This window comes from Streptomyces sp. NPDC057280, from assembly GCF_042668605.1.
GTDB lineage: Bacteria > Actinomycetota > Actinomycetes > Streptomycetales > Streptomycetaceae > Streptomyces.
The window spans coordinates 472,067-499,056 of the sequence record NZ_JBHUYR010000007.1 but is presented as its reverse complement, the minus strand read 5'-3'; the positions used below and the strand labels follow the sequence as shown (position 1 = coordinate 499,056).

Below are 26,990 nucleotides of genomic sequence, written 5' to 3'. Positions count from 1 at the left end.
TGCGTTTCCGACTCTATCAGATCGTTTCCGGTTCTGATTTCCTCGGTGCTTTCCAGGTTTCCGCTTTCGCGTTTCCCTTTCCGGCGGTTCCGACTCTATCAGATCCTTTCGGGCCTGACTCCCAGTCAGAGGGGCTTGCCTTCCCGGCTGTTGGGCCGTTCCGACGTCTCAAACCTTAGCGGATCCGCCCGGCAGTTGCTAATCGAGCTGCCGCGCCCCAATCGAATTGAATTCGGGCACACCGAATTCACCCCGGCTGGGAGATCGTGCTGATGGTTTGTGGTGCCGCTGATGCGGCGGGAGGTGTTGTCGAAGAACCGTTACGGCTCCGCGGCAACCCGAAGAACTCTACGGATCCGCAAGGGTGCTGTCAAGCACCCCCTGTCAAGATCTTTTCGGGTGACGTCAGGGGGCCGGTCAGGTGGTGACGTCAGTCCAGGTCGGTGAGGCGGCCGCCCGCGTCCGGCTGGGCGTGCTCCACCCTGCGCAGGAGGCGGGTGAGGACATCCCCGAGGGCGGTCCGCTCCTCCGAGGACAGGTCCTGGAGGAGGTCCTCCTCGAAGACCGTCGCCATGCGCATGGCCTCCAGCCACTTCTCGCGGCCTTCCGCGGTCAGCTCCACGATGACGCGGACGCGGTTGGACTCGTCGCGCTCCCGGGTGACCAGTCCCTCCGTGACCATCCGGTCGATGCGATGGGTCATGGCGGCCGGCGTCAGGCCGAGGCGCTTGGCGAGCTCGCCGGGGCCCATCCGGTAGGGGGCGCCGGAGAGGACGAGGGCCTTGAGGACTTCCCAGTCCGTGTTGCTGATGCCGAGAGCGGAGGTCTGCCGGCCGTAGGCGACGTTCATACGGCGGTTCAGTCGCGACAGTGCCGAGACGATCTGCTCGACCTGGGGGTCGAGGTCCTGGAACTCGCGCTGGTAGGCGGCGATCTGTTCCTCGAGTGTCGGCTCGCTGCCGATGTGGAGACTGCCGGGACCGCCGGGGGTGTCAGCCATGGACGCAGTATGGCACGCGGCCGCTTGGCGTTGAAGTCCTTCTCTGTGTACTCTTTAGCTCTGAAATTTAGCTTCGAAGTCTTCGGTTCTAAGTACTGAGGGACTCCAACTACCTGAGAGAGGTGAACGTGACCAGGGCGATGGGCGCAGCGATGCGCCGGATTCACGTGGGTAACGCACTCAGCGCGTTCGGGCTCGGCTTCACCGTCCCCTACCTGTACGTCTATGTGGCGCAGGTGCGGGGGCTGGGGGCCATGACGGCGGGGCTCGTCCTCGCCGTCTTCGCCGTGGCCGCGCTGATCGTGCTGCCGTTCGCCGGCCGGGCGATCGTGCGGCGTGGCCCGCTTCCGGTGTTGCTCGTCGCCCTGGTCACGGCCGCGCTGGGCGCGCTGAGCCTGGGGCTCGCGGGCAACGCGACCACGGTCCTGTTGTCGGCGGCCGCGCTGGGCGCCGGGCAGGCCGTGATGCAGCCCGCCCTGGCGACGATGATCGTGGACTGCTCCACGTCGGAGACCCGCTCGCGGGCCTTCGCCATGCAGTTCTTCCTGCAGAACCTCGGGCTCGGCGTCGGCGGACTCATCGGGGGTCACCTCGTCGACACCACGAAGGTCTCCTCGTTCACCCTCCTGTTCGCGATCGAGGCGGCGATGTTCCTGCTGCTCGCCGTGGTGATGGCGACGGTGCGGATGCCGCGCGCGCCGCGCATCGAGGGTGCGCCGTCCGCTTCCGCCAAGGACAGCTGGAAGCAGCTGCTGGGGAACCGGGCGATGGTGCAGCTGTGCGTGCTGGGCTTCGTGCTGTTCTTCGCCTGCTACGGGCAGTTCGAGTCGGGCCTGGCCGCATACGGCGTCGAGGCGGCCGGGATCTCCACGTCCGCGCTGGGAACGGCGCTGGCCGCCAACACGGCGATGATCGTCGTGGCGCAGTTCGCGGTCCTGAAGTTCGTGGAGCGGCGTCGGCGCTCTCGTGTGATCGCCGCGGTCGGGATCATCTGGTCGGTGGCGTGGGTCGTGGCGGGGTACGCCGGGCTCGGCCACGGCAGCCACGCCATGGCGACGGCCGCGTTCGTCTCGACGTACGCCCTCTTCGGTCTGGGTGAGGCGATGCTGTCCCCGACGGTCGCGCCGCTGGTGGCGGACCTCGCCCCGACGGGCATGGCGGGCCAGTACAACTCGGCCTTCGCCCTGGTGAAGCAGCTCGCTCTGGCGGTGGGCCCGGCGGTCGGCGGCCCGATGGGGGCGTCCCTGCACGCTCCGTACATCGTGACGTTCCTGCTGTTCTCGCTGGGCATCACGTACCTGGCCCTGAGGCTCGGCCATCAGCTGACGCCGGCGCAGGACCACCCGTGGCGGGCAAGGAGCCGTGTGGTGGCCCAGGGCGGCACCCGGCAGGAATCAATCGCCGCGTAACTGGAGCTACCTAGGGGCGCGGGGCAGTATCGATTTGCGGCTCCGCCGCGTGGGCGCGACCAGCCACTGCGCACCCGCAGCCGCCACACACCCCTGCGCCCCTACCCCTTAGGCAGCACGAACTCGCACCAGACAGCCTTTCCGCCACCCGGCGTCCGCCGCGACCCCCAGTTCGAAGCGATGGTCGCCACAATCGCGATCCCCCGCCCCGACTCGTCCCCGGGTTCCGCCTTACGACGCCGAGGCAGATGGTCGTCTCCATCCGTCACCTCGATGATCAAGCGACGGTCGGTGCGGCGAAGCCTCAACCGCATCGGCGGCGTCCCGTGCTGCAACGAGTTCGCGACCAGCTCGCTCGCCGCCAGCACCCCGAGGTCATGCAGCTCCGCCGGGAACCGCCAGCTGGTCAGCACTCCGGAGGCGAACGCACGCGCGCGTGGGGCCGCCTCCACCCCGCCGAGGAGTTCGAGCGCGGCGTTGCGGAAGAGGTCGCTGTCGGGGCCCGTGCGCGACGGGTGCTGGAGGACGAGGACGGCGACGTCGTCGTCATGGTCGGCGGTGACGCCGGCGGAGCGGACGAGGCGGTCGCAGACGACCTGGGGCGTGCCGGTCGCGCCGGACAGCGCGCGCTCCAGCGATGCGATTCCCTCGTCGAGGTCCTCGTCGCGGCGTTCGACCAGGCCGTCCGTGTAGAGGACCGCGGTGGCGCCGGGGCCCAGCGGGATCGAGCCGGAGGCGTGCATCCAGCCGCCGGTGCCGAGCGGCGGGCCGGTCGGCTCGTCCGCGCGGAGCACCGCGCCGCTCTCGTCGCGGACGAGGATCGGGAGGTGGCCCGCGGAGGCGTACACCAGCTTGCCCTCGTTGGGGTCGTGGATGGCGTACACACACGTGGCGATCTGGTTGGCGTCGATCTCGGTGGCGAGGCCGTCGAGGAGGTTCAGGACCTCGTGCGGGGGCAGGTCGAGGCGGGCGTACGCCCGGACCGCCGTACGGAGTTGGCCCATGACCGCTGCCGCGCGGACGCCTCGGCCCATGACGTCGCCGATGACGAGGGCGGTGCGGCCGCCGCCGAGGGTGATGACGTCGTACCAGTCGCCGCCGACCGCGGCCTCGGTGCCGCCTGGCTGGTAGGTGGCGGCGATGCGGAGGTCGTCGGGTTCCTCCAGGACCTGGGGGAGCAGGGAGCGCTGGAGGGTCACGGCGGTTTCGCGCTGGCGGCGTTCGCTCGCTCTGAGGCGCTCGGCGGCTTCGGCGTGGTCGGTGACGTCGGTGGCGAAGACGAGGACGCCGCCGTCGCCTTCCGACACCGGGGTGCAGGTGAAGGTGTAGCAGCGGCCGTCGGGGGCTTTGCGGGACTTGATCGTGCGCGGCTTGCCGCTGCGCAGGACCTGGTCGAGGAGGGGGAGGAGGCCCGTCTCGTGGAGCTCGGGGAGGGCTTCGCCCGCGGGTGCGCCGGGAGATCGGGGGCCGAAGGCGGTCACATAGGCGTCGTTGACGTAGGCGAGGCGGTGGTCGGGGCCGTGGACCAGGGCGACGAGGGCCGGGACGCGGTCGAGGACCTCGCGCACGGGGAGTTCGTCGACGGCGGGGACGGGGGGTGCGTCGTCGGTGAGCTGTTCGGCGCGGGCCGCGGGTACGGCGCCCTCCCCGAGTCGGTCCGGGGTGAGCTCGTGGTCGGTCCGCGCTGCTGCGCGGCGCTGCGTTCCGGGGAGCCGGGCGCTCCAGCGCGTGAAGTTCACGAATCCTTGCCTCGTGTCGTCGTCTTCGGCCGGCTCCGGACCCGGCCTGGGTCCTCGCGGGTTCGGTGGGCGGGCGTCCACCCGTCCTGGGTCGGGGATCAGTGTGGCAGTGTGACCGACCGGGCCGACATCCGTCAGACGCCTGCCCCGCCGGTGGAGTTCCTGGGTCCGGTCAGGACGACCCCTTCGAGTCGTTCGAGGGATCCTGAGGAGGCTTTCCACCGGCCGCGAGTTCGAACTCCGCTCGGGGATGTTCGAGCGAACCCAGCGAGACGATCTCCCTCTTGAAGAGCCCGGACAGGGTCCATTCGGCCAGCACGCGGGCCTTGCGGTTGAAGGTGGGGACCCTGCTGAGGTGGTAGACGCGGTGCATGAACCAGGCAGGGTAGCCCTTCAGCTTGCGTCCGTAGACGTGTGCGACACCTTTGTGGAGGCCGAGGGAGGCCACCGAGCCGACGTACTTGTGGGAGTACGTCTCCAAGGGCTCGCCCCTGAGCGCGTGGACGATGTTGTCGCCGAGGACCTTGGCCTGGCGTACCGCGTGCTGGGCATTGGGGGCGGTCTCCTTGCCGGGCTCGTCGGCGGTCACGTCGGGGACGGCGGCGGCGTCTCCGGCCGCCCACGCGTGCGTGACGCCCTCGATCGTGAGCTGGGCGGTGCTTTTCAGCCGACCTCGCTCCGTGAGCGGGAGGTCGCTGGCGGCGAGGATCGGGTGGGGTTTGACGCCGGCCGTCCAGACGACCGTACGGGTCGGGAAGCGGGCGCCGTCGCTGAGGACGGCGATCCGGTCGGCGCAGGATTCGAGGCGGGTGTTCAGGCGTACGTCGATGTTGCGGCGGCGCAGTTCGGTGACGGTGTAGCGGCCCAGCTCCGCGCCGACCTCGGGGAGGATGCGGTCGGAGGCCTCCACGAGGATCCACTTCATGTCCTCGGGCTGGACGTTGTGGTAGTACCGCGCGGTGTAGCGGGCCATGTCCTCCAGTTCGCCGAGGGCCTCCACGCCCGCGTAGCCCCCGCCGACGAAGACGAAGGTGAGGGCGGCGTCGCGGATCGCGGGGTCGCGGGTGGAGGAGGCGATGTCCATCTGCTCGATGACGTGGTTGCGCAGTCCGATGGCCTCCTCGACGGTCTTGAAGCCGATGGCGTGGTCGGCGAGACCGGGGATGGGCAGGGTGCGCGAGACGGATCCGGGGGCGAGGACGAGTTCGTCGTACGTCAGCTGCCGGGCACCCGTTCCCTCTTCTTCCGTGGCGAGGGTGGTCAGGGTGGCGGTGCGCTTGGCGTGGTCGATGACGGTGGCCTCGCCGACGATCACGGTGCAGTGGTCGAGGACGCGGCGCAGCGGGACGACGACATGGCGCGGGGAGATGGAGCCGGCGGCCGCCTCGGGAAGGAACGGCTGGTAGGTCATGTAAGGGTCGGGGGTGACCACCGTGATCTCGACCTCTTGGCGCCTGAGTTCCGGTTTCAGCTTCCGCTGGAGACGCAGGGCCGTGTACATCCCGACGTAGCCGCCGCCGACAACGAGAATGCGCGCGCGTTCCTTCACCACCCCATGACGCACCCGGCGCTTGAGTTTGTCCACAGCCCCGACAATTTGTGTGACCGGCGGTTTCGTGTGCGCGGGGTTGGCCGAATCGACGGCGTGCGGGGAAGGATTGCAGGTCAGCGGGTGTGCGCCGGGGGGCCTCGGGGGGTGCAATCGGGACGTATACGACCCGTACTCCTTTCGGGGGGCGCTCTGTGCGGAACCTGCCCCTTCTGAATTGACTCCCTCTCAACTATGTTCGTGTGTCGACGGGGTGTAGGGGGATGCGCTCATCGGGTCCGCGACGGGCGGCCCGTGAACCGGGTTCGTTCCCTGTGTCGCCCCGGCCTTTCAGTGGCGGGGAGAGTCTCCGGGGGGAGACGTCATTACCGGGGGATCGCTTATGCATGTTCAGGACTCTCATTGGTCTTCCGCGTCCGCCATCGCACCCGGTGGCGGAGCGATGAGCGCGGCGGCGGGCAACGGACGCGGGGACGCGTCGCGCTCGACACCGCTGCGCGTGGACGCACAGCGCAATCTGGAGCACGTACTGCGTGCCGCGCGCGAGGTGTTCGGCGAGCTGGGGTACGGCGCGCCGATGGAGGACGTGGCGCGGCGCGCCCGGGTCGGTGTCGGCACGGTGTACCGGCGCTTCCCGAGCAAGGACGTCCTGGTGCGCCGGATAGCCGAGGAGGAGACCTCCCGGCTGACCGACCAGGCGCGTGCGGCGCTCGGGCAGGAGGACGAGCCGTGGTCGGCGCTGTCGCGCTTCCTGCGGACGTCGGTGGCCTCGGGTGCCGGGCGGCTGCTGCCGCCGCAGGTGCTGCGGGTCGGGGTCCCCGAGGAGCACGCCGGGCAGGCCGACGGGGCCGTCTTCGACGAGGCGCGGGTGCCGCAGCAGCGGACCCAGCCGGGCGCCGGTGAGCTGCGCCTGGTGTCGGAGGAGTCGCTGTCGGCCGACGACACGGGGGCGGCGGCGCTGCTCGACGTGGTGGGCCAGCTCGTGGAGCGGGCGCGGACGGCGGGTGAGCTGCGGGCGGACGTGTCGGTGTCGGACGTGCTGCTGGTGATCGCGACGGCGGCGCCTTCGCTGCCGGACGCGGCACAACAGGCGGCGGCGTCGGCGCGACTGCTGGACATCCTGCTGGAGGGTCTGCGGTCGCGGCCGTCGTGAACACCGTGCGCCCCGGTGACTCGAAGAGGTGACGGCGGGGTGTGAGCGGTGCGCCGCCCGCACCCCGGTCACATTCCGGGCCTTTTCGGATACGTCCCCCAACTTCCGCGTGGGCGACGTCAGTTGAGTCTTCCCCGGATGGGTAACGGCTAGTACTGCCTTGCCACAAGTCCCCACGGACGAGTGGATGCCCCGTACGGCCGGGGCCGGGTCAAAAGCCGGTATGGCACTCTGACCCGGTGTTCGGGACGGGTAGGGCAGGCGGCGGGGGCTTTCCGCGATGAGCGTTGACGGGCGGGACGAGTCACACGGTGACGGTGAGCCGGACGGCCTCGCGTCGCCCCAGGTACCGAACCAGGGCGGACGCGCGGCCCGTCCGCACAGCGGCGGCGACCCGATGGAGGGCAGCGTCCCGACGCAGCGCGACCGGCGTGACGACGGCGTCCTGCCGCCGCCCCGGGACCTGCCGCCCTCCGACGCCGACCTGATCGGCCGGATGCGCTCGGGCGACGACACGGCCTACGAGGAGCTGTACCGGCGCCACGCGGACGCGGTGCGCCGCTACGCCCGCACCTGCTGCCGGGACGCCCACACCGCCGACGACCTCACCGCCGAGGTCTTCGCCCGCATGCTCCAGGCGGTGCGCGGCGGCTCCGGGCCCGAGCACGCCGTACGCGCGTATCTCCTGACCACCGTCCGCCGGGTCGCGGCGAACTGGACGAAGTCCGCGAAGCGGGAGCAGCTGGTCGACGACTTCGCGCTGTTCGCCGCGCAGTCCGCGCGCGTCGGCGAGGTCTCCGACGACGACACTCTGGACCTCGGCGCCGACGTCCGCGCGATGCACGAGGCCGAGCAGTCCATGGCCATGCAGGCCTTCCGGTCGCTGCCCGAGCGCTGGCAGGCCGTGCTGTGGCACACCGAGGTCGAGGACGAGTCGCCGAGCGATGTCGCCACGCTCTTCGGACTCGACGCCAACGGCACGCGCGTGCTGGCCTCCCGCGCCCGCGAGGGCCTCAAGCAGGCCTACCTCCAGGCCCACGTCAGCGCGACCCTCGCCGACGACGAGGAGTGCGCACGCTACGCCGACCAGCTCGGCACCTACGCCCGCGGCCGGCTGCGCACCCGCGCCGAACGCGGTCTGCGCAAGCACCTGGAGGAGTGCGCCAAGTGCCGCCTCGCGGCCGCCCAGATCTCCGAGGTCGCGAGCAGCATCCCCGCCGTCGTGCCGGTCGCCGTCATCGGCTGGTTCGGTGCCGCCGGGTACGCCAAGGTCGCCGCGCTCATCGCCGGTGGCACCGGAGCGGGTGCGGCCGGTGTCGCGGGTGCCGCGGCGGCGAGCGGCGGCTCGTCGGGCGGGGCGGGCGCGGCCGGCGGCGCGGCTGCCTCCGAGGGGCTGGGCGCGCCGGTGAAGGTCGGCATCGCGGCCAGTGTGCTGGTCGCGGCCGGCGTGGCGGCGGCGCTCGCCCTGGCCGGCAACGACGACAAGCCGGCCGACAACAAGCCCGAGGCCCGGCCGCCCGCCTCGACGCCGGTGGCCGAGCCCGCGGCGGAGACGCCCAGGCCGCCGAAGAAGCAGCCCGCGCCCGCGCCACCGGTCATCGCCCCGACGCCCACGCCGACACCCACCCCGACGCCCAGGCCCACCCCGAAGCCCACGCCGACCCCGACCCCGACGCCCACACCGAAGCCGAAGCCCAAGCCGACCCCGACGCCCTCTCCGACGCCCACGCCCACACCCGCCCCGGCCGTCTACCAGTGGAGCGAGCTGGCGTACGACGTCAACGGCGACGGCACCAAGCCGGAGATGCGGATCGCCGAGAGCAGCTGGGTGTGGCAGCGGTACGGCGTCTCGATCGCGGACAAGAGCTACCCGCACGGCGTGACCGTGCACGGCCGGTCCTCCGTCACCATCGACCTCAACCGCGCCTGCACCTCCTACGACGCCTCGGTCGGCGTCGACGACATGACCCTCGGGCTCGGCAAGATGTACTTCTCCGTCTACGCCGACGGCGTCCGGCTGTGGAAGTCCGGCATGGTCCAGGGCGGGGACGCGGCGATCCCGGTCCATGTCGACCTCACCGGGCGCAAGACGGTACGGCTGGTCGTCGAGCCGCACAGCGAGTACGACGACCTCATGCTGGCGGACTGGGCCGAGTCGAAGTTCCGGTGCTCCTAGGGCCCGTCCCGGCCCCGCCGCGTTTCAGGGGCCGGTGACGCCCGCGCGCAGCGCCTCGTCGAGTTCGTCGAGGACGTCGGCCGGGGTGAGGGTGACGCCGCGCGCGTGCTCCTCCTCGTACCGCGCCGGGCCCAGCCCGGTGCGGGCCGCCGACTCGGCGCGCTCGGCGCGGGCCGCCTCCGGCATGGAACGCACGTCGTGGCCCCGCCAGTGTCCGGCGGCGGCCAGCAGCCTGGCGGCGCGGGGAAGGTCGCCGAGGTCGGCGAGCAGGGCGGCCGTCACATCCACCAGTGTCGCCACGACCAGGTCGGCGCACTGCTTGTCCACCGCCTCCTTGACGGTGGCGGCCAGCTTCGGCAGTCCGTGCGCGGGGCCCGACTCGGCGACCGTCACCATGGCCTCGACCGCGTCCAGCATCACGACGAACTGCGGGGGCGGGGTGCCCCGCGCGGTCTCGACGCGGGCCTCCTCCAGCAGCTCGCGCGCGCTGGCGGTCTCCTCGTCGTCCAGCGCGACATGCGCCCGCAGCAGCAGGACGAACGCCCTGCTGTCCCCGACGCTGTACCGGTCCGCGGCCTCGCTCGCCTCGTCCAGGGCCGTGATCGCGGCCGAGCGGTCGCCCGCGCGGTAGGCGATCTCGGCGAGGCGGGCGATGAGGAACGGCGTCTCCGTGTACGCCCCCACCTCGTAGGCGAGTTGCAGCGCCTCCTCGTACTCCCCCTTCGCCTCCTCGAGCCGGCCGCGGGCCATGGCCGTCTCCCCCGCCGCGCTGTACACCTGGGCCCGCAGCCAGCGGTCGCCGACGCGGCGGCTGAGGACCCGCAGCTCCGCGAGGTCGTCGTCCACACCCTGCATGCCGCCGGGCGAGTCGACCGCCATGTGCGTGCGGAACATCAGGGTGACGCCCATCTCCCAGTCGCCGCCGTAGGTGCGGCAGTTGGCGACCGCGGTGTCCAGGATGTCCCGGGCGTCCACCCGGTCGCCCATGAAGAACGAGGTCAGCGGCCAGACGAGACCGGGCATCCGGGCCGCCTGCGGGCCGCCCTTCTCGAAGTACGCCCGCACCCGGGAGAGGTACTCGCCCATCCGCTCGTCCGGCACCCGGTTGCGCGCCTCGATCTCCGAGACGAGGAGGATGTGCAGCATCCGCAGCTCCATGCGGAGCGCGTGCAGCGGGTGCCCGGCCTCGCCGTCCGGCGCGGAGAGCAGGGCTTCCCTCGGGTCCAGGGTCTCCATGAGGGAGCAGCGGGCCCGGGGGTCCGCAGGGAGTGGGGCCGCGTCCAGCGCCGCGCCCAGTCGGAGGATCCGGTCGGCCCAGTCGGCGCCCTCGCGCCGGTAGTTGCGCAGCCACCAGAACCAGCCCATGTTCACGGCGAGGGCGCCCGCCGCCGCCTCGTCCCCGTCCTCGACGGATCGGTGCAGGGCCGCGCGGATGTTGTCCAGCTCGGTCTCCAGGCGGGCGATCCACGGAAGTTGGCCGACCGAGCGCAGTACGGGCTCGGCCTCCGCGACCAGGGCGCCCGCCCACGCGCGGTGCCGCCGCTCGGCTTCGGCGCGCTGCTCAGGGGCCTCGGCGGCGCGCTCCACGGCGTACTCGTGGATCGTCTCCAGCATGCGGTAGCGCATGGCACCGCAGACGGCCGCGCCCTCGCCCGGGGCCGCCACGATCAGGGACTTGTCGACGAGCGCCCCGATCAGCTCGGCGGCGGGGCCGGTGCACACGGCCTCCGCGGCGGCGAGGTCCCAGCCGCCCGCGAACACCGACGCCTCGCGCAGCACCGTCCGCTCCCGCTCGTCGAGCAGGTCCCAGGACCAGTCGACGACCGCGCGCAGGGTCTGCTGGCGGGGCAGGACCGTACGGCTTCCGGAGGTGAGGAGGCGGAAGCGGTCGTCGAGGCGGTCGGCGATCTGCCGGGGCGTGAGCAGCCGCAGACGGGCCGCCGCCAGCTCGATGGCGAGCGGCAGTCCGTCGAGGCGGCGGCAGATCTCCGCGACGGCGTCGGAGTCGCGGCGGACGAGGTCGGCCGCGTCCGGGCGGACGGCCGTCGCGCGCTCCGTGAAGAGCCGGTGGGCCTGGTCGGGGAGGAGGGGCTCGACCGGGCGCACGGACTCGCCGGGGACGCCCAGGGGTTCACGGCTGGTCGCGAGGATCGTGAGCCCCGGGCAGTGGGTGAGGAGGGTTTCGGCGAGGCGGGCCGTGGCCTCGATCACATGTTCGCAGTTGTCAAGGATCAGGAGTTGGCTGCGCGGGGCGCAGTACTCGACGAGCAGGGTGAGCGGGTCCTCCTGCGGGGCGGACAGCTCGGTGGCCATCAGCACGGTCTGCCGCAGACCGAGGGCGCTGACCACCGCGCCGGGCACCGCCTCCGGGCGGTCCAGCGGTGCCAGTTCGACCAGCCACGCCTGGGGCAGCCCGGCGGCGGCTTCCTCGGCGAGGCGGGTCTTCCCGGAGCCTCCCGGTCCGGTGAGGGTGACGAGTCTGGCCCTGTGCAATTCGGAACGGATGGCGTCGAGTTCGGGTTCCCGGCCCACGAAGGAGTTGAGGCGGGGACGGAGGTTGCCGGTGCGGGTGAGGGGCTCGGCCGTGGGAGCGGGGGTGGAAGCGGCGGGCGGTGGCGGGGGCGGCACCGGGGCCAGGAGTTCGGCGTGCAGGGCCCGGAGCTCCGGGCCCGGGTCGGTGCCCAGGCCCTCGGACAGGGCGCGGCGGGCCGTCTCGTACGCGGCCAGGGCGTCGGCCGGGCGGCCGGTGTCGCGCAGGGCGCGGACGAGGAGGGCGTGCAGCTTCTCGTCGTACGGACGGGCCGTGGTCAGCTCTGTCAGTTCCGGTACGACGTCCTGGGCGCGGCCGAGGCGCAGGGACGCCTCCGCGCGGGTCCTGGTGGCCTCCAGGCGGAGCGTCTCCGGGCGGGTCGCGGCGGTGCGGTCGGGGAGGTCGGCGAGGGCTGGGCCGTGCCACAGGGCGAGGGCCTCGTCCAGGGCGCGGGCGGCGGCGCCGGGGTCGCCGGTGTGGAGGGCTTCGATGCCCTGGTGCACGAGGCGTTCGAAGGCGAAGAGGTCGACGTCCGCCTTAGCCGCGGCGAGGCGGTAGCCGCCGGGGGTCGAGACGATCGTCGTCCTGCCGATGGCGCGGCGCAGGCGGCCCACGAGGGCCTGGAGGGCCGCGCCGGCGTCCTGGGGCGGGTCGTCGGCCCAGATATCGTCGATGAGGGTGTCGGGGGTGAGGGTGTGGCCCGGGCGGAGGGCGAGTGCGGTGAGCAGGGCTCGGACTCGGGGGCCGCCCAGGGGTACGACGGTGCCGTGATCGTCCTCTGCTTGGGTGACACCCAGAATTCTGTACCGCACCGGGTCATTGTCGCCGGGGAGGCTGCGGGGGGCACGGGGTTTGTGGGCGGTGGGGTGTCTCGATGCTGATGGGAGGGCCGCGCCTGGGCGGGCCACCCCTGGAAGGACAGGTCCCTACCCCCGCCTCGCCGCAGCCCCCGCCCCCAACGCCCCCCGCTGCGGCGTGATCCCCGCGGGTACCGCACGCGCGCGGGCCGGGGTTCCGGTCCAGCAGGTTCCTCGGCGGGCCAGGAGGCGGCGCAGCCAGAGTTCCAGGGAGACCAGGTCGGCCAGGCCGTCCAGGGGGAGGGGCTCGCCCTCCGCCGCCGCCCTCAAGGCCTTGCGGACCACGCGTGCTTCCACCAAGCCCGCCTCCGCCAGCAGCGGGGTGCCGAAGAGGGCCATCAGGGAGTCCGCGGCCACGCGCAGGCCGGTGCGGGCCGCCACCGCCGCCGAGGCGTGGGACGGGGCGCCCCAGCCCGGGGGGAGGTCGGCCACGCCGGCGCCCTGCAGGACCGTGCGCAGGATCGCGGCCCGGGCGCCCGGCTGGACGCGCAGGGCCTCGGGGAGGGCTCGGCAGGCGCGGACGACCTGGTTGTCGAGGAACGGGGCGTGCAGGCGCTGGAAGCGGATCTCGGCGGCCTGCTCCAGCACCCGCAGGTCCGCCGCGTGCCTCGCCAGCGCCGCACGCGCGCGGTAGTCGCCGGGACGCTGGCCCGGGCCCACCGCCGAGCGGCTCGTCGCACCCTGCAGGCGAACCGATACTTCAGCGAGGGCCTCGCCGGTCAGCCAACGGGCCGCGGGCCCCGGTCTGGCCCAGGTGAGGGCGGCCAGGGAGGCGCCGACCGCGCCTCCGGGCTCGTCGAAGCGGCGGTCCATCAGACGGTCGGCCAGGACCTCCAGACCTGCCCGGTACGGCGTGCGGGCCAGCCGGCGCGCCGCGCTGTACACGCGCGCGGGGACCATCACCGAGCCGTCCGCCTTGGCCAGCGCGGCGACCGGGCGCACCAGATGGCGGCGTTTGCGGTCCATCAGGAGGTCGGCCAGGCGGGCGGGGTGGGCGTCCAGGACCTGGCGGGCGCCGTAGCCCGTGAAGTGGTCGGCGCTGCCGGCGGCCAGACGGGCGCGATGGCGGGCGGCCGTCACCAGGCTCGCGCCGGGCTCGTCGGTCAGCGGGCCGTCCAGGTCGGCGTACGGCAGGGTCTCCTCGCCGCCGGTCACCACCACGTGGTGCAGGCGCGGGTTGGCGGCAAGGTTCCCGGCGCGTTCGAGCTCGGCCTCACGGCCGCCCACGGCCAGGTCGTTGAAGGTGACCGCGAGGAGGCGTTCGCCCGCGCCCGTGCCGTGTCCGAGGACCGTGCCCGGCATGCCCGGCAGGCCCGCCGCCAGCAGGGCGAGGGTGCCGGACGCGGGGCCACCGGAGAGGTCGGCGCCGATTCCCGGTACCGGCATCCCGCGCGCGGCACGGCGTTCGGCGGGCCCCATGCCGGGCACGGGACCCGGGTCGATGTCGGCGCCGGGCACATGCCGAGGAGCCGACAAGCGCGCGCGTACCGCTTCCACCAGCGCGTCCCGTACGGCGTCCACCGCGCTGTCGGGATCGGCCGCGGGCGCCGCCACGGCGAGGGAGGCCACCGGCTCGTACCCGGCGATCTCACGCGCCCCGGCGCGCAGGATCAGCGCGTGCCCCGGCGGAATGCGCCGTACGCCGTCGTAGGGCGTGGAGTCGTGCAGGGCCGCCGGTACGTCGGGAGCGGCCAGCAGCGCCGCCAGGTGGCCGAAGTCGAGGTTGGCCTCGATGAGGTCGGCGAGCGGGAGGGCGGCCGTCGCGTACGCCGTACCGCCGGCCCAGGGCGTGTAGAACACCGGGCGGGCGCCCGCGAGATCGCCGCACACCGTGACGCGGCGCCCCACCTGGACGACCGCGGTGTAGCTGCCGGGCCAGTTCGTCAGATGGCGAAGTGCCCCTCCGCGCGCGGCGAACAGACCGACGCGCAGCTGCTCGTCGCTCGCGCCGCAGGTGCCGAGGACGGCGATGCGGTTCTGGGCGTCGGCCTTCACCACCCGCACCTCGTCGGGACGCCAGTCGCCGACCGCCCACAGCGGATCGGGATCTCCCCACAGGAGTTGGGACCCCACCGGGTGCACGGTCTCGCCGTCCGCACCGGTGGCCCCGGCGGAACCGATCTCGGCTGCGCCCGCTGCGGTACTGCTCCACCCCACCAACCACCGCATGGACGCCTCCACAGGCTGTGGACAACCAGTGCACCGTACGAATCGGTTCACCATGCTGCCATGAAGGACGCGCGCCGGAGGGGCGGTGGAGCCGCTTGCGCTCCGCCGCCTGCGCCCCCGCGCGCGTGCCCGTGAAGAAGCGAACACCCGTACCCGGGAGGGGGTCTACGACCTGAATGCGCCCCCGATACGCTCCCCCAGAACGCCCTTCGCGCCGCCAACTTCCATGGTGGGAGCGGTAATTGCCTGCGGAATGCGGGGTCGGTTTTCAGCCAAATTGGCGCGGCAGGGACAGGCTCGCGCACGCTCCGTACAGGCTCTGCGCACCGCCTTGACGACGCGCAGTCCGGGGAACGGAGTTCGCCCCCCGGACCGTTCCGCCGCCCGCGGGGATGGAGGCGGCGGAATCCCCCAGCCCACTGGATCCAGTACAGCGGGCCGACCCACGCACGATCCATGGAACCGCTCCCCCGATGGCCGGAGAAGAGCGCACGCGCAGGCGCACGGCCACACAGCGGGAGCACGACACGACGGTGCGTGTGGGGCCCGTACGCGCGTACGGGCCACAATCCCGCCATCCGGAAGAATGCCCCTTAACGCTTGGGATGCGGCGAACTACGCTGGGTTTACGAATGCCGCGTGGTTATGCCAGCGCGGCAGCCGTCTGTGTCGAGGGGTGGCGCATGTCCAGGGAGCAACGCGGGCCGAACGAAAAACTCGGCGCCGTTCTCGCCCTCGCGGGAATCAGCAACGCAGGACTCGCGCGTCGCGTCAACGATCTTGGCGCTCAACGCGGGTTGACTCTTCGCTACGACAAGACCTCGGTGGCGCGCTGGGTGTCCAAGGGCATGGTGCCGCAAGGCGCTGCGCCGCACCTCATCGCCGCCGCGATCGGCCAGAAGCTCGGCCGCCCGGTGCCGCTCCACGAGATCGGTCTGGCGGACGCGGATCCCGCACCCGAAGTGGGCCTCGCCTTCCCCAGGGACGTCGGACAGGCCGTCCGCAGCGCGACGGAGCTGTACCGGCTCGACCTCGCGGGCCGCCGGGCCGGCTCCGGCGGCATCTGGCAGTCGCTGGCCGGATCGTTCGCAGTGAGCGCGTACGCAACGCCTGCCTCACGGTGGCTGATAACCCCGGCCGACAGCTCGGTCGCGCGCGAGGTGAACCACTCCGAGGACTCCGGCGCACCGCTCAAAGTCGGCCACAGCGACGTGCAGAAACTGCGGGAGGCCGCCGAGGACGCCAGGCGCTGGGACTCCAAGTACGGAGGCGGCGACTGGCGTTCGTCCATGGTGCCGGAGTGTTTACGGGTGGAGGCGGCTCCGCTGCTGCTCGGCTCCTACTCCGACGAGGTGGGCCGGGCACTCTTCGGTGCCAGCGCCGAACTCACCCGGCTCGCCGGGTGGATGGCCTTCGACACCGGCCAGCAGGAGGCGGCGCAGCGCTACTACATCCAGGCCCTGCGGCTGGCCCGCGCGGCGGCCGACGTGCCGCTCGGGGGCTACGTCCTGGCGTCGATGTCCTTGCAGGCGACCTACCGGGGCTTCGGCGACGAGGGCGTCGACCTCGCCCAGGCCGCCCTGGAACGCAACCGGGGCCTGGCGACCGCCCGGACCATGAGCTTCTTCCGCCTCGTCGAGGCACGCGCGCACGCACGCGCGGGTGACGCGCATGCGGCCGGCGCGGCGCTGCGGGCCGCCGAGGGCTGGCTGGAGCGGGCGCGGGACGGCGACCAGGACCCGTCCTGGCTCGGCTTCTACTCCTACGACCGGTTCGCCGCCGACGCGGCCGAGTGCTACCGCGATCTGAAGGCACCGCGCCAGGTGCGCCGCTTCACGGAGCAGGCGCTGTCGAAGCCGACGGAGGAGTTCGTGCGGTCGCACGGACTGCGGCTCGTCGTCTCGGCGGTCGCCGAGCTCGAGTCGGGCAATCTCGATGCGGCATGCGAGCAGGGCGTGCGGGCGGTGGAGGTCGCGGGGCGCATCTCGTCGGCCCGCACCACCGAGTACGTGAAGGATCTGCTGCACCGCCTGGAGCCGTACGGCGACGAGCCGCGGGTGGTGGAGCTGCGGGAGCGGGCGAGGCCGCTGCTGATGGCTCCGGCGTAGCCCCTGCCGCATCCCGCGTTTGAAGGGACTGTCAGTGGCGCAGTGCACTATCGAGGTGGGAGGTGGTGCACGTGCGCTCGGCCGTCGCTTACGACTGTGACGTGCTCGTGATCGGTGGGGGCATCGTCGGGTTGTCCACGGCGTACGCGATCACGCGCGCCGCGCCCGGGACCCGGGTGACGGTGCTGGAGAAGGAGGCCGGCCCGGCCCGGCATCAGACGGGGCGGAACAGCGGGGTCATCCACAGCGGGATCTACTACCGCCCGGGCTCGCTCAAGGCGCGGTACGCCGTCAAGGGCGCCGCGGAGATGGTGAAGTTCTGCGCGGAGTACGGCATCGCGCACGCCGTCACCGGCAAGCTGATCGTCGCCACCGAGCGGGACGAGCTGCCGCGCCTGCACGGCCTGGTGCAGCGCGGCCGGGAGAACGGTATTCCGGTGCGCGAGCTGGGCCCCGCGCAGATCTCCGAGTACGAACCGGAGGTCGAGGGCCTCGCCGCCATACACGTGGGCACGACCGGCGTGTGCGACTTCGTCGGCGTCGCCCGCCAGCTCGCGGCAGCGTCCGGGGCGGAGATCCGCTACGGCGCGCGGGTCGAGCGGATCGACCGGCGCCCGGAGCTGGGGGTCGCCGTGCGCACCACCGCCGGCGATGTGGTCCGCGCGCGCGTGCTGGTGAACTGCGCCGGGCTGCACTGCGACGAGGTGGCGCGGCTGGCCGGGGACGACCCGGAGATGCGGATCGTGCCGTTCCGGGGCGAGTACTACGAGCTGGCGCGGCCCGAGCTGGTCCGGGGGCTGGTGTATCCGGTGCCGGACCCGGCGTTCCCGTTCCTCGGCGTGCATCTCACGCGCGGCATCGACGGAGGCGTGCACATCGGGCCCAACGCGGTGCCGGCGCTCGCCCGGGAGGGCTACGGGTGGGGTGTCGTCCGGCCTCGGGAGCTGGGCGCGACGCTCGCGTGGCCCGGGTCGTGGCACATAGCGCGGCAGCACTGGCGGTACGGGGCCGGGGAACTGCGGCGGTCGGTGTCCAAGGCGGCGTTCACGCGGGCGGTGCGGCGGCTGTTGCCCGCGGTGCGGGAGGACGACCTGGTGCCCACGGCGGCAGGGGTGCGGGCGCAGGCCGTGCTGCGGGACGGGACGCTGGTGGACGACTTCCTGATCAAGGAGGGCGCGCGGACGGTCCACGTACTGAACGCACCGTCCCCGGCGGCGACGGCTTCGCTGCCGATCGGGCGGGAGGTGGCGAGGAGGGCGTTGGAAGCGCTGGCCGACGACTGAGCGACGCGGCGCGGCCACGCCCGTAAAATCGACCCCACTGTGTCTGACTCCCCCAACACCCCCGACGCCCCCCAGTCCGCCGCCACGCCCGGTGAGCCGGCCGAGCACGCCCACGGTGAGCCGGCCGAGCACGTCCACGGTGAGCCGGTCCCGCACACCCCCGGCGACGCGGCCGACCACGCCCCCGGTGTCTCCGTCCGGCACACCCGCTCCAAAGGTGAGCCGCGGTTCCCCGACGGGCCCAAGCCGGACCCCGCAGGCTCTCACTTCGAGCGGCGGATCCGGAGTTTTCAGCCGCGGCGCAGTCGGGTGACCGCCGGGCAGGCCGACGCGTTGCAGCGGCTGTGGCCCAAGTGGGGGCTGGACATCGACGGGCGGGGGGTCATCGACCTGGAGGAGCTGTTCGGCAACGCCCATCCCGTCGTCCTGGAGATCGGGTTCGGCATGGGTGAGGCCACCGCGCAGATGGCCGCCGCCGACCTCGGCACCAACATCCTCGCCGTCGACGTGCACACCCCCGGCCAGGGCAACCTGCTCAACCTCGCCGACCAGAACGGCCTGCCCAACGTCCGCGTCGGCAACGGCGACGCCATCATCCTGCTGCGCGAGATGCTCGCCCCCGACTCGCTCGACGGGCTGCGCGTCTACTTCCCCGACCCCTGGCCCAAGAAGCGGCACCACAAGCGGCGGCTGATCCAGCCGGAGTTCCTCAGCCTCGCCGCGACCCGCCTCAAGCCGGGCGCGATCGTGCACTGCGCGACCGACTGGGAGCCGTATGCCGAACAGATGCTCGAGGTGCTCACGGCGCACCCGGACTTCGAGAACACCCAGGCCGACGGCGGTTTTGCGCCGCGTCCCGACTACCGGCCGCTGACCCGTTTCGAGGGCCAGGGACTGGACAAGGGACATGTCGTGAACGACCTGTTGTTCCGTCGCGTACAGCGATAGGAAGCGACCGGAAGCGACAAGCGCCGACAGGAAGCGGCAGAGAAGGCACGAGAGAGCCGAGAGAGACAAGCACCGCAGCCACCCCCCTCGTTAAGGTCGATGCCGTGGCCATCTTTCCTCCGTACCCCACGCACCCTCCCACCGGCCCCGCCGGCGGTGCGCTGCGGCACGCGCACTGGTGGCAACGGAACTGGGTGCGCTACGGCGCCCTCACCACCCTGCTGGCCCTGTCCGGGCTCGTCATCCTCGCCCTGGTGCGCGAGCAGACCGGCACCGAGGGCTTCCTGGTCGGCCTCGGCCTCGCGATCCTCCCCGTGCCGCTGCTCATAGCCGCGTTCCGCTGGCTGGACCGCGTCGAACCGGGCCCCTGGCGCAATCTGCTGTTCTGCTTCGCCTGGGGCGCCTGCGCGGCGGCGCTGATAGCGATCGTCGCCAACAGCTTCGCGACCAGATGGATAGCCACGGCGACGGCCGACCCGTCCAGCGCGGACACCCTGGGGGCCACGGTCATAGCGCCCATCGTGGAGGAGTCCGCGAAGGCCGCCGCCGTCCTGCTGGTCTTCCTGTTCCGCAGACGGGACTTCACCGGGATCGTCGACGGCGTGGTGATAGCCGGGGTCACGGCCACCGGCTTCGCGTTCACCGAGAACATCCTCTACCTCGGCACCGCCTTCGGCACCGACCAGCTCACCGGCGACCGCGGCATCGCGTCCGTGACCGCGGCGACGTTCTTCGTGCGCGTGATCATGTCCCCGTTCGCGCACCCCCTGTTCACGGTCCTGACCGGCATCGGCTTCGGCATCGCCGCCCTGTCCGCGGACCGCCACCACCTGCGCCGCGTCCTCGTCCCCCTCTCCGGCCTGCTGCTCGCGATGGGCATGCACGCCGTCTGGAACGGCTCGTCCACCTTCGGGGAGTACGGCTTCTTCGCCGTGTACGCGGTCTTCATGCTTCCCGCGTTCGGGCTGCTGACCTGGCTGGTCATCTGGACCCGGCAGCGCGAGCTGAGGACCGTCCGCGAGGAACTGCCCGCCTACGCCGTCGCGGGCTGGCTCACCCCCGCCGAACCCTTCGCGCTCGGCTCGATGCGGGCCCGGCGCATCGCCCGCCAGTACGCCCGCCGGCACGCCGGACGGCCCGCCGCGCGGGCGGTGGCGCAGTACGAGGCGTATGCGACGTCGCTGGCGTTCCTGCGGCACCGGGGGCGCCGTGGCCGCGCCGGCGCCGACTTCGTCGTACGGGAGAGGGAGTTGCTGCACGAGCTGTGGGCCCGGCGGGACGTCGCCCGCCCGGCGCTCGACCACGCGGCCCGTGCGACGGCGCCGCCGGTCCCGGTGGTGGCGGCGCCGTGGCCGATGTACGGGGTGTACGGGTACGGCCAGCAGCCGGCGCCGTACCCCGCGTACAACCCCTACCAGTCCTGACGAGAGCTACGCGGACGCCTGCGTCAGCCGCTCCGTCTCGGCCTCCGTGAGGGTCACCTCCGCCACCTTCACCAGCGCCGGCAGCTGGTCCACCACCCGCGCCGAGGCGATCGGGGCCGCCACCGTCGGCTGGGCGGCGAGCCAGGCCAGGGCGACCGTGGCGACCGGCACGCGGTGGGCCTCGGCGATGTCGTCGAGGGCGGCGAGGACCTTGCGGCCCCGCTCCGTCTCCAGGTGCTTGCCGGCGCCGGCGGCGGCCCGGGCGCCCTCCACCACCTCGCCGTCGCGGTACTTGCCGGTGAGGAACCCGGAGGCGAGCGCGAAGTAGGGCACGGCGGCGAGGCCGCTGCGCTCCGCCAGGTCCTGGAGCTCACCCTCGTACGTCTCGCGCGAGACCAGGTTGTAGTGCGGCTGGAGCGCCACGTACCGGGCCAGGCCCTCGCGCTCGGAGAAGGCCAGCGACTTCTCCAGCCGCTCGGCCGAGATGTTGGACGCGGCGATGTGCCGCACCTTGCCCGCCTTCACCAGTTCGTCCAGCGCGCCGATGATCTCCTCGACCGGCACCTCGGGCTTGTCGAAGTGGGTGTAGTAGAGGTCGATGTGGTCGGTGCCCAGGCGGCGCAGGGAGGCGTCCGCGGCGGCCTTGATGTTGGCGGCCCGCAGACCCTGGAGCTCCGGGTGCTGGCTGACCTTCGTGGCGATCACGACGTCGTCGCGGTTGCCGCGCGCCCTGACCCACTTGCCGATGATGGTCTCGGACTCGCCGCCCGAGTTGCCCTCCACCCAGTGCGAGTAGGAGTCGGCGGTGTCGAGGAAGTTGCCGCCCGCGGCGGCGTAGGCGTCGAGGACGGCGAAGGACTGCGCCTCGTCGGCGGTCCAGCCGAAGACGTTGCCGCCGAGGGAGAGCGGGAAGACCTCGAGATCGGACGTGCCCAGCTTGCGAAGAGAAGTCATGGTGATGGACAACGCCCACGTCGGAGGCGGATCTTCCGGGACGGCCGCAAAGTTCCCGTAAACAAGCGGAGTACAACATTCCGCGGCGGGCACGCAAAGACCGGCGGCCCTGACGTCGGGGGGTGAGCGTCGGGACCGCCGGGGTTCAGAAGGTGCCGCGCCTCAGGGGTTGAGGCCCTTGCTCCGCAGCCACGCCATCGGGTCGATGCCGGTGTCCGCCCCGTCGGGGTGGACCTCCAGGTGCAGGTGGGCGCCGGTCACGTTGCCGGTCGCGCCCACGCGCCCGATGACATCACCGGTGCCGACCTTCTGGCCGACACTGACGCTGATCGAGGACTGGTGGCAGAACCACAGCTCGGTGCCGTCGTCGAGGGTGAGGATCGTGCGGTAGCCGTAGGAGCCGGCCCAGCCGGCCTCCGTGATGGTGCCGCTGTGGATCGCCTTGATCAGCGTGCCCGTGGGGGCCGCGAAGTCCAGACCGGTGTGGTAGCCGGAGGACCACAGCGAACCGGCCTGACCGAAGGTCGAGGTGATCGTGTACGAGGAGGTCGGCAGCGTGAACTGCTTGGCGAGCTCGGCGAGGCGCTTGGCCTCGGCCTCCTTCGCGGCCTTCTCCTCGGCGGCCTTCTTCGCCGCCGCGGCGTCGTCGGCGGCCTGCTTGAGCGCGGCGGCCTCGGCCTTCGCGGTCTGCGTGGCGACCTCGGCCTCGGCGGCCAGCTGCGCCTTGTTGTCGACCTGGTTCTGCTGGCTCTCGGCCTGCGCCATGATCCGGTTGCGCAGCGCCTCACCGGCGTCCGAGCCGGTCTCGGCGGTCCGCGTGGCGCTGGTGGCCAGGCTGCTGAGGGCGGTGGCGGAACCCTTGGGGGCCTCGTCGTCACCGCCGAAGACACCGCCCACGTTGGGCAGGTCGGGGATCGAGATGGAGACCGGCGGCTTGCCGGTGTTGGCGCTGGCCATGCCGCCCGCGCCGACGGCGGCTATGACACCGACGCCCAGGACCGTGGAACTGCGGGCGAGTCCCCCGCCGCGCTGCTTGGCCACCCGGTGCTTGCCACGCGGCGGACGGAGGGAGTCCTCGGTGGGATTCCAGACGTCCTGCGGGCCCTCGTCGTGGTGGTAGCTGCCGTAGCCGAAGGCATCGGTGCTGCGCTGGCTCGGCACGTACGGGGCCTCGGGGGCAGGCCGGTTTGACGCCACGTGGGCGTGCTCCTTTCCTTCCTTCTCGCCTACCGGGTTAGCTGACGGGTTCGGAGCAGGAAGGTCTCCTACGCGCGTATAACCGCCGTGCTGCCACGGCGACTTCCGCGTGATTCACCCCAAGTTGGTGGTTCCCCGGTTCCCTTGCGGGATTCGGCGCGTGCGCACGGAGCCGACTCTTGTGACGGCTGGGACGACCGCGCTGCGTTATCGAACGTTAATAGACCCGGGGTACGGATTCCAAGCTGTTCCGCTTGATCATTAACCTTTTTCGGCAGGACGTAGGGGTCATGGCCGGTGAAAATCGGGCGAGTTGACCGCGCCCGCGAGGACTCCCAGGAGGCTCACAGGTATTGACGGTATGTCAGTTGTTATGCGGAGGGCGCTCGCCCGATCACCGGCCGTGACATCGCCGACTCCAGCGGAAGAACCTCGAAACGACTCAGGGCCGGAATCCATTGAACTGGATTCCGGCCCTGGGCCTTCAGTAGCGGGGACAGGATTTGAACCTGCGACCTCTGGGTTATGAGCCCAGCGAGCTACCGAGCTGCTCCACCCCGCGTCGGTGAAACCAGCATACGCCATTCGCGGGACCGCTCGCGCCACCTTTACGTCGCCGCAGCTCACGGGCGGTTCTCAGGTGCCGGGATTGCCCGCGTGGGTCAGGGTCTCCCAGGAGACGAAGAGGTTGTCGGTGCCGGCCGGGCGGGTCTTTTCGGCGAGCTTGTGGGCGGCCGGGACGGAGTCGCCGAGGCGGTTCTCCAGGTGGTTGAGGGCGACCTCCAGGTCCGGCCCCATGTTCCGGTCGACCTTGCCGCCGCACAGCCACACGGGCGCGGTCTCCCCCGCCTGGTACCGGGCGTGGAAGGCGAGGGCGCTCTTGAGCCGGTCCTTCACCTCGCCGTACAGGTCGATGCCCTGGTGCCAGGCGGTCTCGGCGATGTGGGCGGTGGCGGCGAGGGAGTAGCCGACGTGCTTGAAGTTGCGGCAGGTCTCCTGGGACATGCCGTCCTTGTACGTCTTCTGCCCGAACCAGTACGTCGTGAGCTTCTGCGGGGTGCCGACGGTCGACCCCTTGGGCGTGAGCGGCAGCTTGCCGTCCTTCGCCAGGTAGAAGTAGGCGGGCACGCGCTCGCGGACCCGTTCCAGGGCGTGGTCGAAGGCCTTGCGGTCCTCCAGGAAGACGGCGATGCCGATGGCCGCGTCGGTCATCACGAGGTCCCAGTTGCCGTTGTAGTCGGGGACCTTGCGCGTGACGGCCGGCAGATACGCCGTGCGCAGCATGGTCTCGAACCGGGCGACCCGGTCCGCCGGCCAGCCCGCGCCGGGACTGTGCCGGACGATCTCGGCGGCCCGCGCCCATGTCGACCCGGCCCACCCGGTCTGCAGCCCGGCGTCCTCCTCGGTGTGCCGCCGCATCTTCGCCGACCAGGCGTCCATGATCTCCCTGGCCTTCACAGCGTGCTGCTGCTTGCCGGTGATCCGGAAGAGAAGGGCCTGGGTGTAGGCGGCGATGGCGTCCTCGCGCTCCTCGACACACCCGTGCGCGGGCCGGTCGGCGTGGTCGCCACCGGGGCAGTCGACGCTGGCGTACGGCTCCGGCGTGTACGTGTACGCCCCGTACTTGCTGTCCCGCATGTCGAGGTAGGCCTTCAGCCACGGCTGCTTCCCCGCGGTGACGTTCTTCTTCACGGCCTCCAGCTGCGCCTCGCTGACGAGCACGCCGGGGTGGGTGAAGGCGGTGTCCGGGGGCAGCGCGCGGGCCATGGTGCGGGTACCGGCACCGGTCCCCGCGCAGGCGGTGGCGAGGAGCGGGACCAGCAGGAGAGCGGCGGTGAGTCGGGGCCTCATAGGGGAAGCGTGGACCGGGGGTTGCCGGGGCGCAGGATCTGTTGGGCCGATCGGTCGGCCGGCCCCGGCGGGGTCCCGCCGCCAGGGCGACAGGTGCCTGTTCGGCGCCTTCGCCGCTCCTCGCTCCTACGACAGCAAGTGCTTGTTGGGCGCCTTCGCCCGCTCCGCGTACTCCGGCAGTACGACGACGTCGGCACCGTGCGCCGCCAGCAGCCCGTTTCCGTCGGCCGCCGTCACGAACGTGTCCGGCTCCCGCCAGGCCGTCACCACCCGCCGTACCCCGGCGTCGAGGATCAGCCGGGCGCAGGGCGCGGGGCGGGAGGCGCGGCGGGCGCAGGGTTCCAGGCTGCTGTAGACGGTCGCCGACGCCAGCCGGGGGTCGTTCGCGCCGATCTTCGTCAGGGCCGCCTCCTCCGCGTGTACGACGGGGTCGTCGCCCTCCCTCGAGTACCCGCGCGCGAGTTCCGTGCCGTCGGCGGCGACCACGACCGCGCCGACGCTGAACGCGGTCCGCGACGGCGGGCAGAGCGTCGCCAGTTCGCAGGCGAGGCGGAGCCAGTGGTGGTCGGCGGGTGTGGCGCGCGGGCCGGTGCCGGGGGCGGTGGGCTCGTAGCGCATGAGGACCACGTCCTCGATCTGCCGGGTTTCCGTCAGCCGCAGGCGGCCGGCCTGGTAGCCGCCGGGGCCGAAGAGGCGGGGCGCCTCCGGGGTGCCGACGAACAGCGGGGCCAGCACCAGCTGGAGTTCGTCGGCGAGGCCCAGCTGGAGCAGCTGGGTGTGGATCCGGCCGCCGCCCTCGACCATGAGGCGGTCCACGCCCCGGGCGGCGAGGTCGGTCAGAAGGCGGTCCCAGTCGAGGTCGGCGCCGAGGGAGACGACGTCGGCGGCGAGGCCGTGCGCCTCGGCACGTTCGGCGCCCTTGTCCGTCGTGTAGACGACCTTGTCGCCGCCCGTTTGCCAGAACTGCGCCTGCGGGTCCAGGTCGCCCGAGCCGCTGACCGTGACCTTCAGGGGGTACTCCGGCTTGCCCGCGGCCACCCGGGCCGCGCGGCGCTCCGCGGAGTTCACCAGCAGGCGCGGGTTGTCGGCGCGGATGGTGCCGGCGCCGATCAGGATCGCGTCGACGGAGGCGCGGACCTCGTCGACGCGGTCGAAGTCGGCCGGGGAGGAGAGCAGGAGCCGGTCGGGGCCGGTGTCGTCGAGGTAGCCGTCGAGGGAGACGGCGGCGGAGAGGAGGACGTACGGGTGGGGCATCGGCGCGGTCCCTCTCGCTGAGATCTGCGATGGCGTTCGGTGGGGTGCTGCGGCGCGCTGTGACGTGCGATTCTTGGTTCAAGTTTGAAGCAAACCTACACTGGGGGCATGACGACTCGCTGGCTCACCCCCGAGGAGCAGCGCGCCTGGCGCGCGTTCATGGCCGCGACGCACCTCCTGGAGGACGCGATCGACCGGCAGCTCCAGCAGGATGCCGGCATGCCGCACCTGTACTACTCCATCCTCGCCACTCTCTCCGAGGCGCCGGAACGGCGGCTGCGGATGACGGATCTCGCCGAGGGGCTGAAGATCACGCGGCCGCGGCTCACGTACGCCGTGAACCGGCTGGAGAAGGACGGGCTGGTCGGGCGGGAGAGCTGTCGGTGGGACAAGCGCGGCAGCATCGCCGTACTGACCGACGAGGGCATGGCGGAGGTGGAGCGGGCGGCGCCGGGACATGTCGAGACGGTCCGCTCCGCGATCTTCGACCGGCTCGGCCCCGAGCAGGTGGGGCAGCTGGAGGAGATCTCCCGGGCGATCGCGGACGGGCTCCAGGAGGACACGGGGGACGAGGTTCCGTGGCGGCGGCGGTCGTCGCCGTCCTGTTCGTAACGGGGTTCACGACGAGGTTCGTGACAAGCGCCATATACCTGTTGCTTCAAATTTAAAGCATGGGGTAGGGTCTCGAACCGTAGATCTGCTTCAAAACTGAAGCAGATATGTCTACGGACCGGAGTACCCGCATGACCGACATCCCCGCCGCAACCCAGCGCTCCCGCGTCCGCGTGCCCCTGCGCTTCGGTGACGGCTACCGCGTCGACTCCGAGCTGGTCACCTTCCACGGACTGGTCGACGGCCAGGAACACCTGGCGGTCGTCCTCGGCGAGCCCGGCCCCGATCCTCTGGTCCGGCTGCACTCCGAGTGCCTCACCGGCGACGTCTTCGGCTCCGCCCGCTGCGACTGCGGCCCCCAGCTGCGCGAGGCGGTCGAGCGCATCGCCGAACGCGGCGGCGTGCTGCTGTACCTCCGCCAGGAGGGCCGCGGCATCGGTCTCTACAACAAGCTCGACGCGTACGCCCTCCAGGACCAGGGCCTCGACACCTACGCCGCGAACACCGCGCTGGGCCTGCCCGAGGACGACCGCGACTACACGGCGGCCGCGCAGATGCTGAAGGCCCTGGGCATCGAGTCGCTGGACCTCCTCTCCAACAACCCCGACAAGGCGGGTCAGTTGCGCGACCTCGGCATCGACGTCCGCGACCGCGTCCCCACCGGGGTCTTCACCACCGCCCACAACGTCCGCTACCTGCGGGCGAAGGTACTCCAGACCCAGCACACGCTGCCGCTGGCCGAGTTGAGCGTCGGATAACCGGCACGCCGCGGTGGCG

The 26,990-nt window shown here is 72.1% G+C and carries 18 protein-coding genes, 1 tRNA gene and 1 riboswitch; of the genes, 9 read left to right on the top strand and 10 right to left on the bottom strand.

What is annotated here, in order from left to right; translation table 11 throughout:
• Positions 1-430 precede the first annotated feature (430 nt).
• Positions 431-1,000, bottom strand: coding sequence for a MarR family winged helix-turn-helix transcriptional regulator (locus ACFUO4_RS34665; protein ID WP_079313003.1), 570 nt, complete (start codon positions 998-1,000; stop codon positions 431-433).
• 140 nt (positions 1,001-1,140) lie between these two features.
• Between ACFUO4_RS34665 and ACFUO4_RS34660 the strand changes: the two genes are divergently transcribed.
• Entirely contained in the window at positions 1,141-2,409 is a 1,269-nt protein-coding gene (locus tag ACFUO4_RS34660; RefSeq protein ID WP_383492283.1) for an MDR family MFS transporter, read from the top strand.
• Between the two features lie 101 nt (positions 2,410-2,510).
• Here the strand turns inward: ACFUO4_RS34660 and ACFUO4_RS34655 are convergent, their stop codons facing one another.
• Positions 2,511-4,148, bottom strand: coding sequence for a SpoIIE family protein phosphatase (locus tag ACFUO4_RS34655; protein WP_383492234.1), 1,638 nt, complete (start codon positions 4,146-4,148; stop codon positions 2,511-2,513).
• A 172-nt stretch (positions 4,149-4,320) separates the two neighbouring features.
• The gene (locus tag ACFUO4_RS34650) at positions 4,321-5,700 is read right to left on the bottom strand and encodes an NAD(P)/FAD-dependent oxidoreductase (RefSeq protein ID WP_383492280.1); all 1,380 of its coding nucleotides are present in this window, start codon (positions 5,698-5,700) and stop codon (positions 4,321-4,323) included.
• Between the two features lie 379 nt (positions 5,701-6,079).
• On the opposite strand from ACFUO4_RS34650, the gene ACFUO4_RS34645 reads away from it, so the two are divergent.
• On the top strand, positions 6,080-6,850 hold the full coding sequence (locus ACFUO4_RS34645; RefSeq protein WP_079313005.1) for a TetR/AcrR family transcriptional regulator: 771 nt from the start codon (positions 6,080-6,082) through the stop codon (positions 6,848-6,850).
• 280 nt (positions 6,851-7,130) lie between these two features.
• Complete coding sequence (locus tag ACFUO4_RS34640) at positions 7,131-9,026, top strand: sigma-70 family RNA polymerase sigma factor (protein WP_383492231.1); 1,896 nt, start codon at positions 7,131-7,133, stop codon at positions 9,024-9,026.
• Between the two features lie 24 nt (positions 9,027-9,050).
• Here ACFUO4_RS34640 and ACFUO4_RS34635 read toward each other — a convergent pair whose 3' ends face one another.
• Positions 9,051-12,368, bottom strand: coding sequence for a BTAD domain-containing putative transcriptional regulator (locus tag ACFUO4_RS34635; protein ID WP_383492228.1), 3,318 nt, complete (start codon positions 12,366-12,368; stop codon positions 9,051-9,053).
• Positions 12,369-12,482: 114 nt separating this feature from the next.
• Entirely contained in the window at positions 12,483-14,582 is a 2,100-nt protein-coding gene (locus ACFUO4_RS34630; RefSeq protein ID WP_079310202.1) for an asparagine synthase-related protein, read from the bottom strand.
• 683 nt (positions 14,583-15,265) lie between these two features.
• Here ACFUO4_RS34630 and ACFUO4_RS34625 point away from each other — a divergent pair.
• The 4 genes from ACFUO4_RS34625 to ACFUO4_RS34610 all read left to right on the top strand — a co-directional run bounded on the left by ACFUO4_RS34625 (position 15,266) and on the right by ACFUO4_RS34610 (position 20,345).
• Positions 15,266-16,690 carry an MFS transporter gene (locus ACFUO4_RS34625; RefSeq protein ID WP_383492225.1) on the top strand — a complete coding sequence of 475 codons (1,425 nt, stop codon included), beginning with the start codon at positions 15,266-15,268 and terminating at the stop codon, positions 16,688-16,690.
• Between the two features lie 62 nt (positions 16,691-16,752).
• On the top strand, positions 16,753-17,973 hold the full coding sequence (gene lhgO, locus ACFUO4_RS34620; protein ID WP_383492222.1) for an L-2-hydroxyglutarate oxidase: 1,221 nt from the start codon (positions 16,753-16,755) through the stop codon (positions 17,971-17,973).
• A 39-nt stretch (positions 17,974-18,012) separates the two neighbouring features.
• Positions 18,013-18,921, top strand: a complete 909-nt coding sequence (gene trmB / locus ACFUO4_RS34615) for a tRNA (guanosine(46)-N7)-methyltransferase TrmB (RefSeq protein ID WP_383492219.1) — start codon at positions 18,013-18,015, stop codon at positions 18,919-18,921.
• 104 nt (positions 18,922-19,025) lie between these two features.
• Positions 19,026-20,345 carry a PrsW family intramembrane metalloprotease gene (locus ACFUO4_RS34610; RefSeq protein WP_383492216.1) on the top strand — a complete coding sequence of 440 codons (1,320 nt, stop codon included), beginning with the start codon at positions 19,026-19,028 and terminating at the stop codon, positions 20,343-20,345.
• Between the two features lie 6 nt (positions 20,346-20,351).
• Here the strand turns inward: ACFUO4_RS34610 and ACFUO4_RS34605 are convergent, their stop codons facing one another.
• From ACFUO4_RS34605 to ACFUO4_RS34585, 5 genes are all read right to left on the bottom strand, one after another.
• On the bottom strand, positions 20,352-21,299 hold the full coding sequence (locus tag ACFUO4_RS34605) for an aldo/keto reductase (protein WP_383492213.1): 948 nt from the start codon (positions 21,297-21,299) through the stop codon (positions 20,352-20,354).
• Positions 21,300-21,461: 162 nt separating this feature from the next.
• Positions 21,462-22,496 (bottom strand): M23 family metallopeptidase, encoded by a 1,035-nt coding sequence (locus ACFUO4_RS34600; protein ID WP_079310199.1) that lies wholly within the window; start codon positions 22,494-22,496, stop codon positions 21,462-21,464.
• Between the two features lie 11 nt (positions 22,497-22,507).
• A riboswitch (cyclic di-AMP (ydaO/yuaA leader) is annotated at positions 22,508-22,665 on the bottom strand.
• 319 nt (positions 22,666-22,984) lie between these two features.
• A tRNA-Met gene (locus ACFUO4_RS34595) sits at positions 22,985-23,058 on the bottom strand.
• A 74-nt stretch (positions 23,059-23,132) separates the two neighbouring features.
• On the bottom strand, positions 23,133-24,347 hold the full coding sequence (locus ACFUO4_RS34590; RefSeq protein ID WP_383492210.1) for an alginate lyase family protein: 1,215 nt from the start codon (positions 24,345-24,347) through the stop codon (positions 23,133-23,135).
• Between the two features lie 126 nt (positions 24,348-24,473).
• On the bottom strand, positions 24,474-25,601 hold the full coding sequence (locus ACFUO4_RS34585) for a dihydrofolate reductase family protein (RefSeq protein WP_383492207.1): 1,128 nt from the start codon (positions 25,599-25,601) through the stop codon (positions 24,474-24,476).
• Positions 25,602-25,709: 108 nt separating this feature from the next.
• Here ACFUO4_RS34585 and ACFUO4_RS34580 point away from each other — a divergent pair, with 108 nt between their 5' ends.
• The gene (locus tag ACFUO4_RS34580) at positions 25,710-26,213 is read left to right on the top strand and encodes a MarR family winged helix-turn-helix transcriptional regulator (protein WP_079310198.1); all 504 of its coding nucleotides are present in this window, start codon (positions 25,710-25,712) and stop codon (positions 26,211-26,213) included.
• Positions 26,214-26,344: 131 nt separating this feature from the next.
• Positions 26,345-26,971, top strand: coding sequence for a GTP cyclohydrolase II (gene ribA, locus ACFUO4_RS34575; RefSeq protein ID WP_079310197.1), 627 nt, complete (start codon positions 26,345-26,347; stop codon positions 26,969-26,971).
• Positions 26,972-26,990: the final 19 nt, after the last annotated feature.

Excerpts from the sequence above, each read along its gene's own strand:
- ACFUO4_RS34585 (WP_383492207.1), bottom strand. The coding sequence starts at position 25,601 with ATGCCCCACCCGTACGTCCTCCTCTCCGCCGCCGTCTCCCTCGACGGC.
- ACFUO4_RS34665 (WP_079313003.1), bottom strand. The coding sequence starts at position 1,000 with ATGGCTGACACCCCCGGCGGTCCCGGCAGTCTCCACATCGGCAGCGAG.
- ACFUO4_RS34625 (WP_383492225.1), top strand. The coding sequence starts at position 15,266 with ATGTCCAGGGAGCAACGCGGGCCGAACGAAAAACTCGGCGCCGTTCTC.
- ACFUO4_RS34630 (WP_079310202.1), bottom strand. The coding sequence starts at position 14,582 with ATGCGGTGGTTGGTGGGGTGGAGCAGTACCGCAGCGGGCGCAGCCGAG.
- ACFUO4_RS34645 (WP_079313005.1), top strand. The coding sequence starts at position 6,080 with ATGCATGTTCAGGACTCTCATTGGTCTTCCGCGTCCGCCATCGCACCC.
- ACFUO4_RS34660 (WP_383492283.1), top strand. The coding sequence starts at position 1,141 with ATGGGCGCAGCGATGCGCCGGATTCACGTGGGTAACGCACTCAGCGCG.
- ACFUO4_RS34590 (WP_383492210.1), bottom strand. The coding sequence starts at position 24,347 with ATGAGGCCCCGACTCACCGCCGCTCTCCTGCTGGTCCCGCTCCTCGCC.
- ACFUO4_RS34640 (WP_383492231.1), top strand. The coding sequence starts at position 7,131 with ATGAGCGTTGACGGGCGGGACGAGTCACACGGTGACGGTGAGCCGGAC.
- ribA (WP_079310197.1), top strand. The coding sequence starts at position 26,345 with ATGACCGACATCCCCGCCGCAACCCAGCGCTCCCGCGTCCGCGTGCCC.
- ACFUO4_RS34605 (WP_383492213.1), bottom strand. The coding sequence starts at position 21,299 with ATGACTTCTCTTCGCAAGCTGGGCACGTCCGATCTCGAGGTCTTCCCG.
- ACFUO4_RS34580 (WP_079310198.1), top strand. The coding sequence starts at position 25,710 with ATGACGACTCGCTGGCTCACCCCCGAGGAGCAGCGCGCCTGGCGCGCG.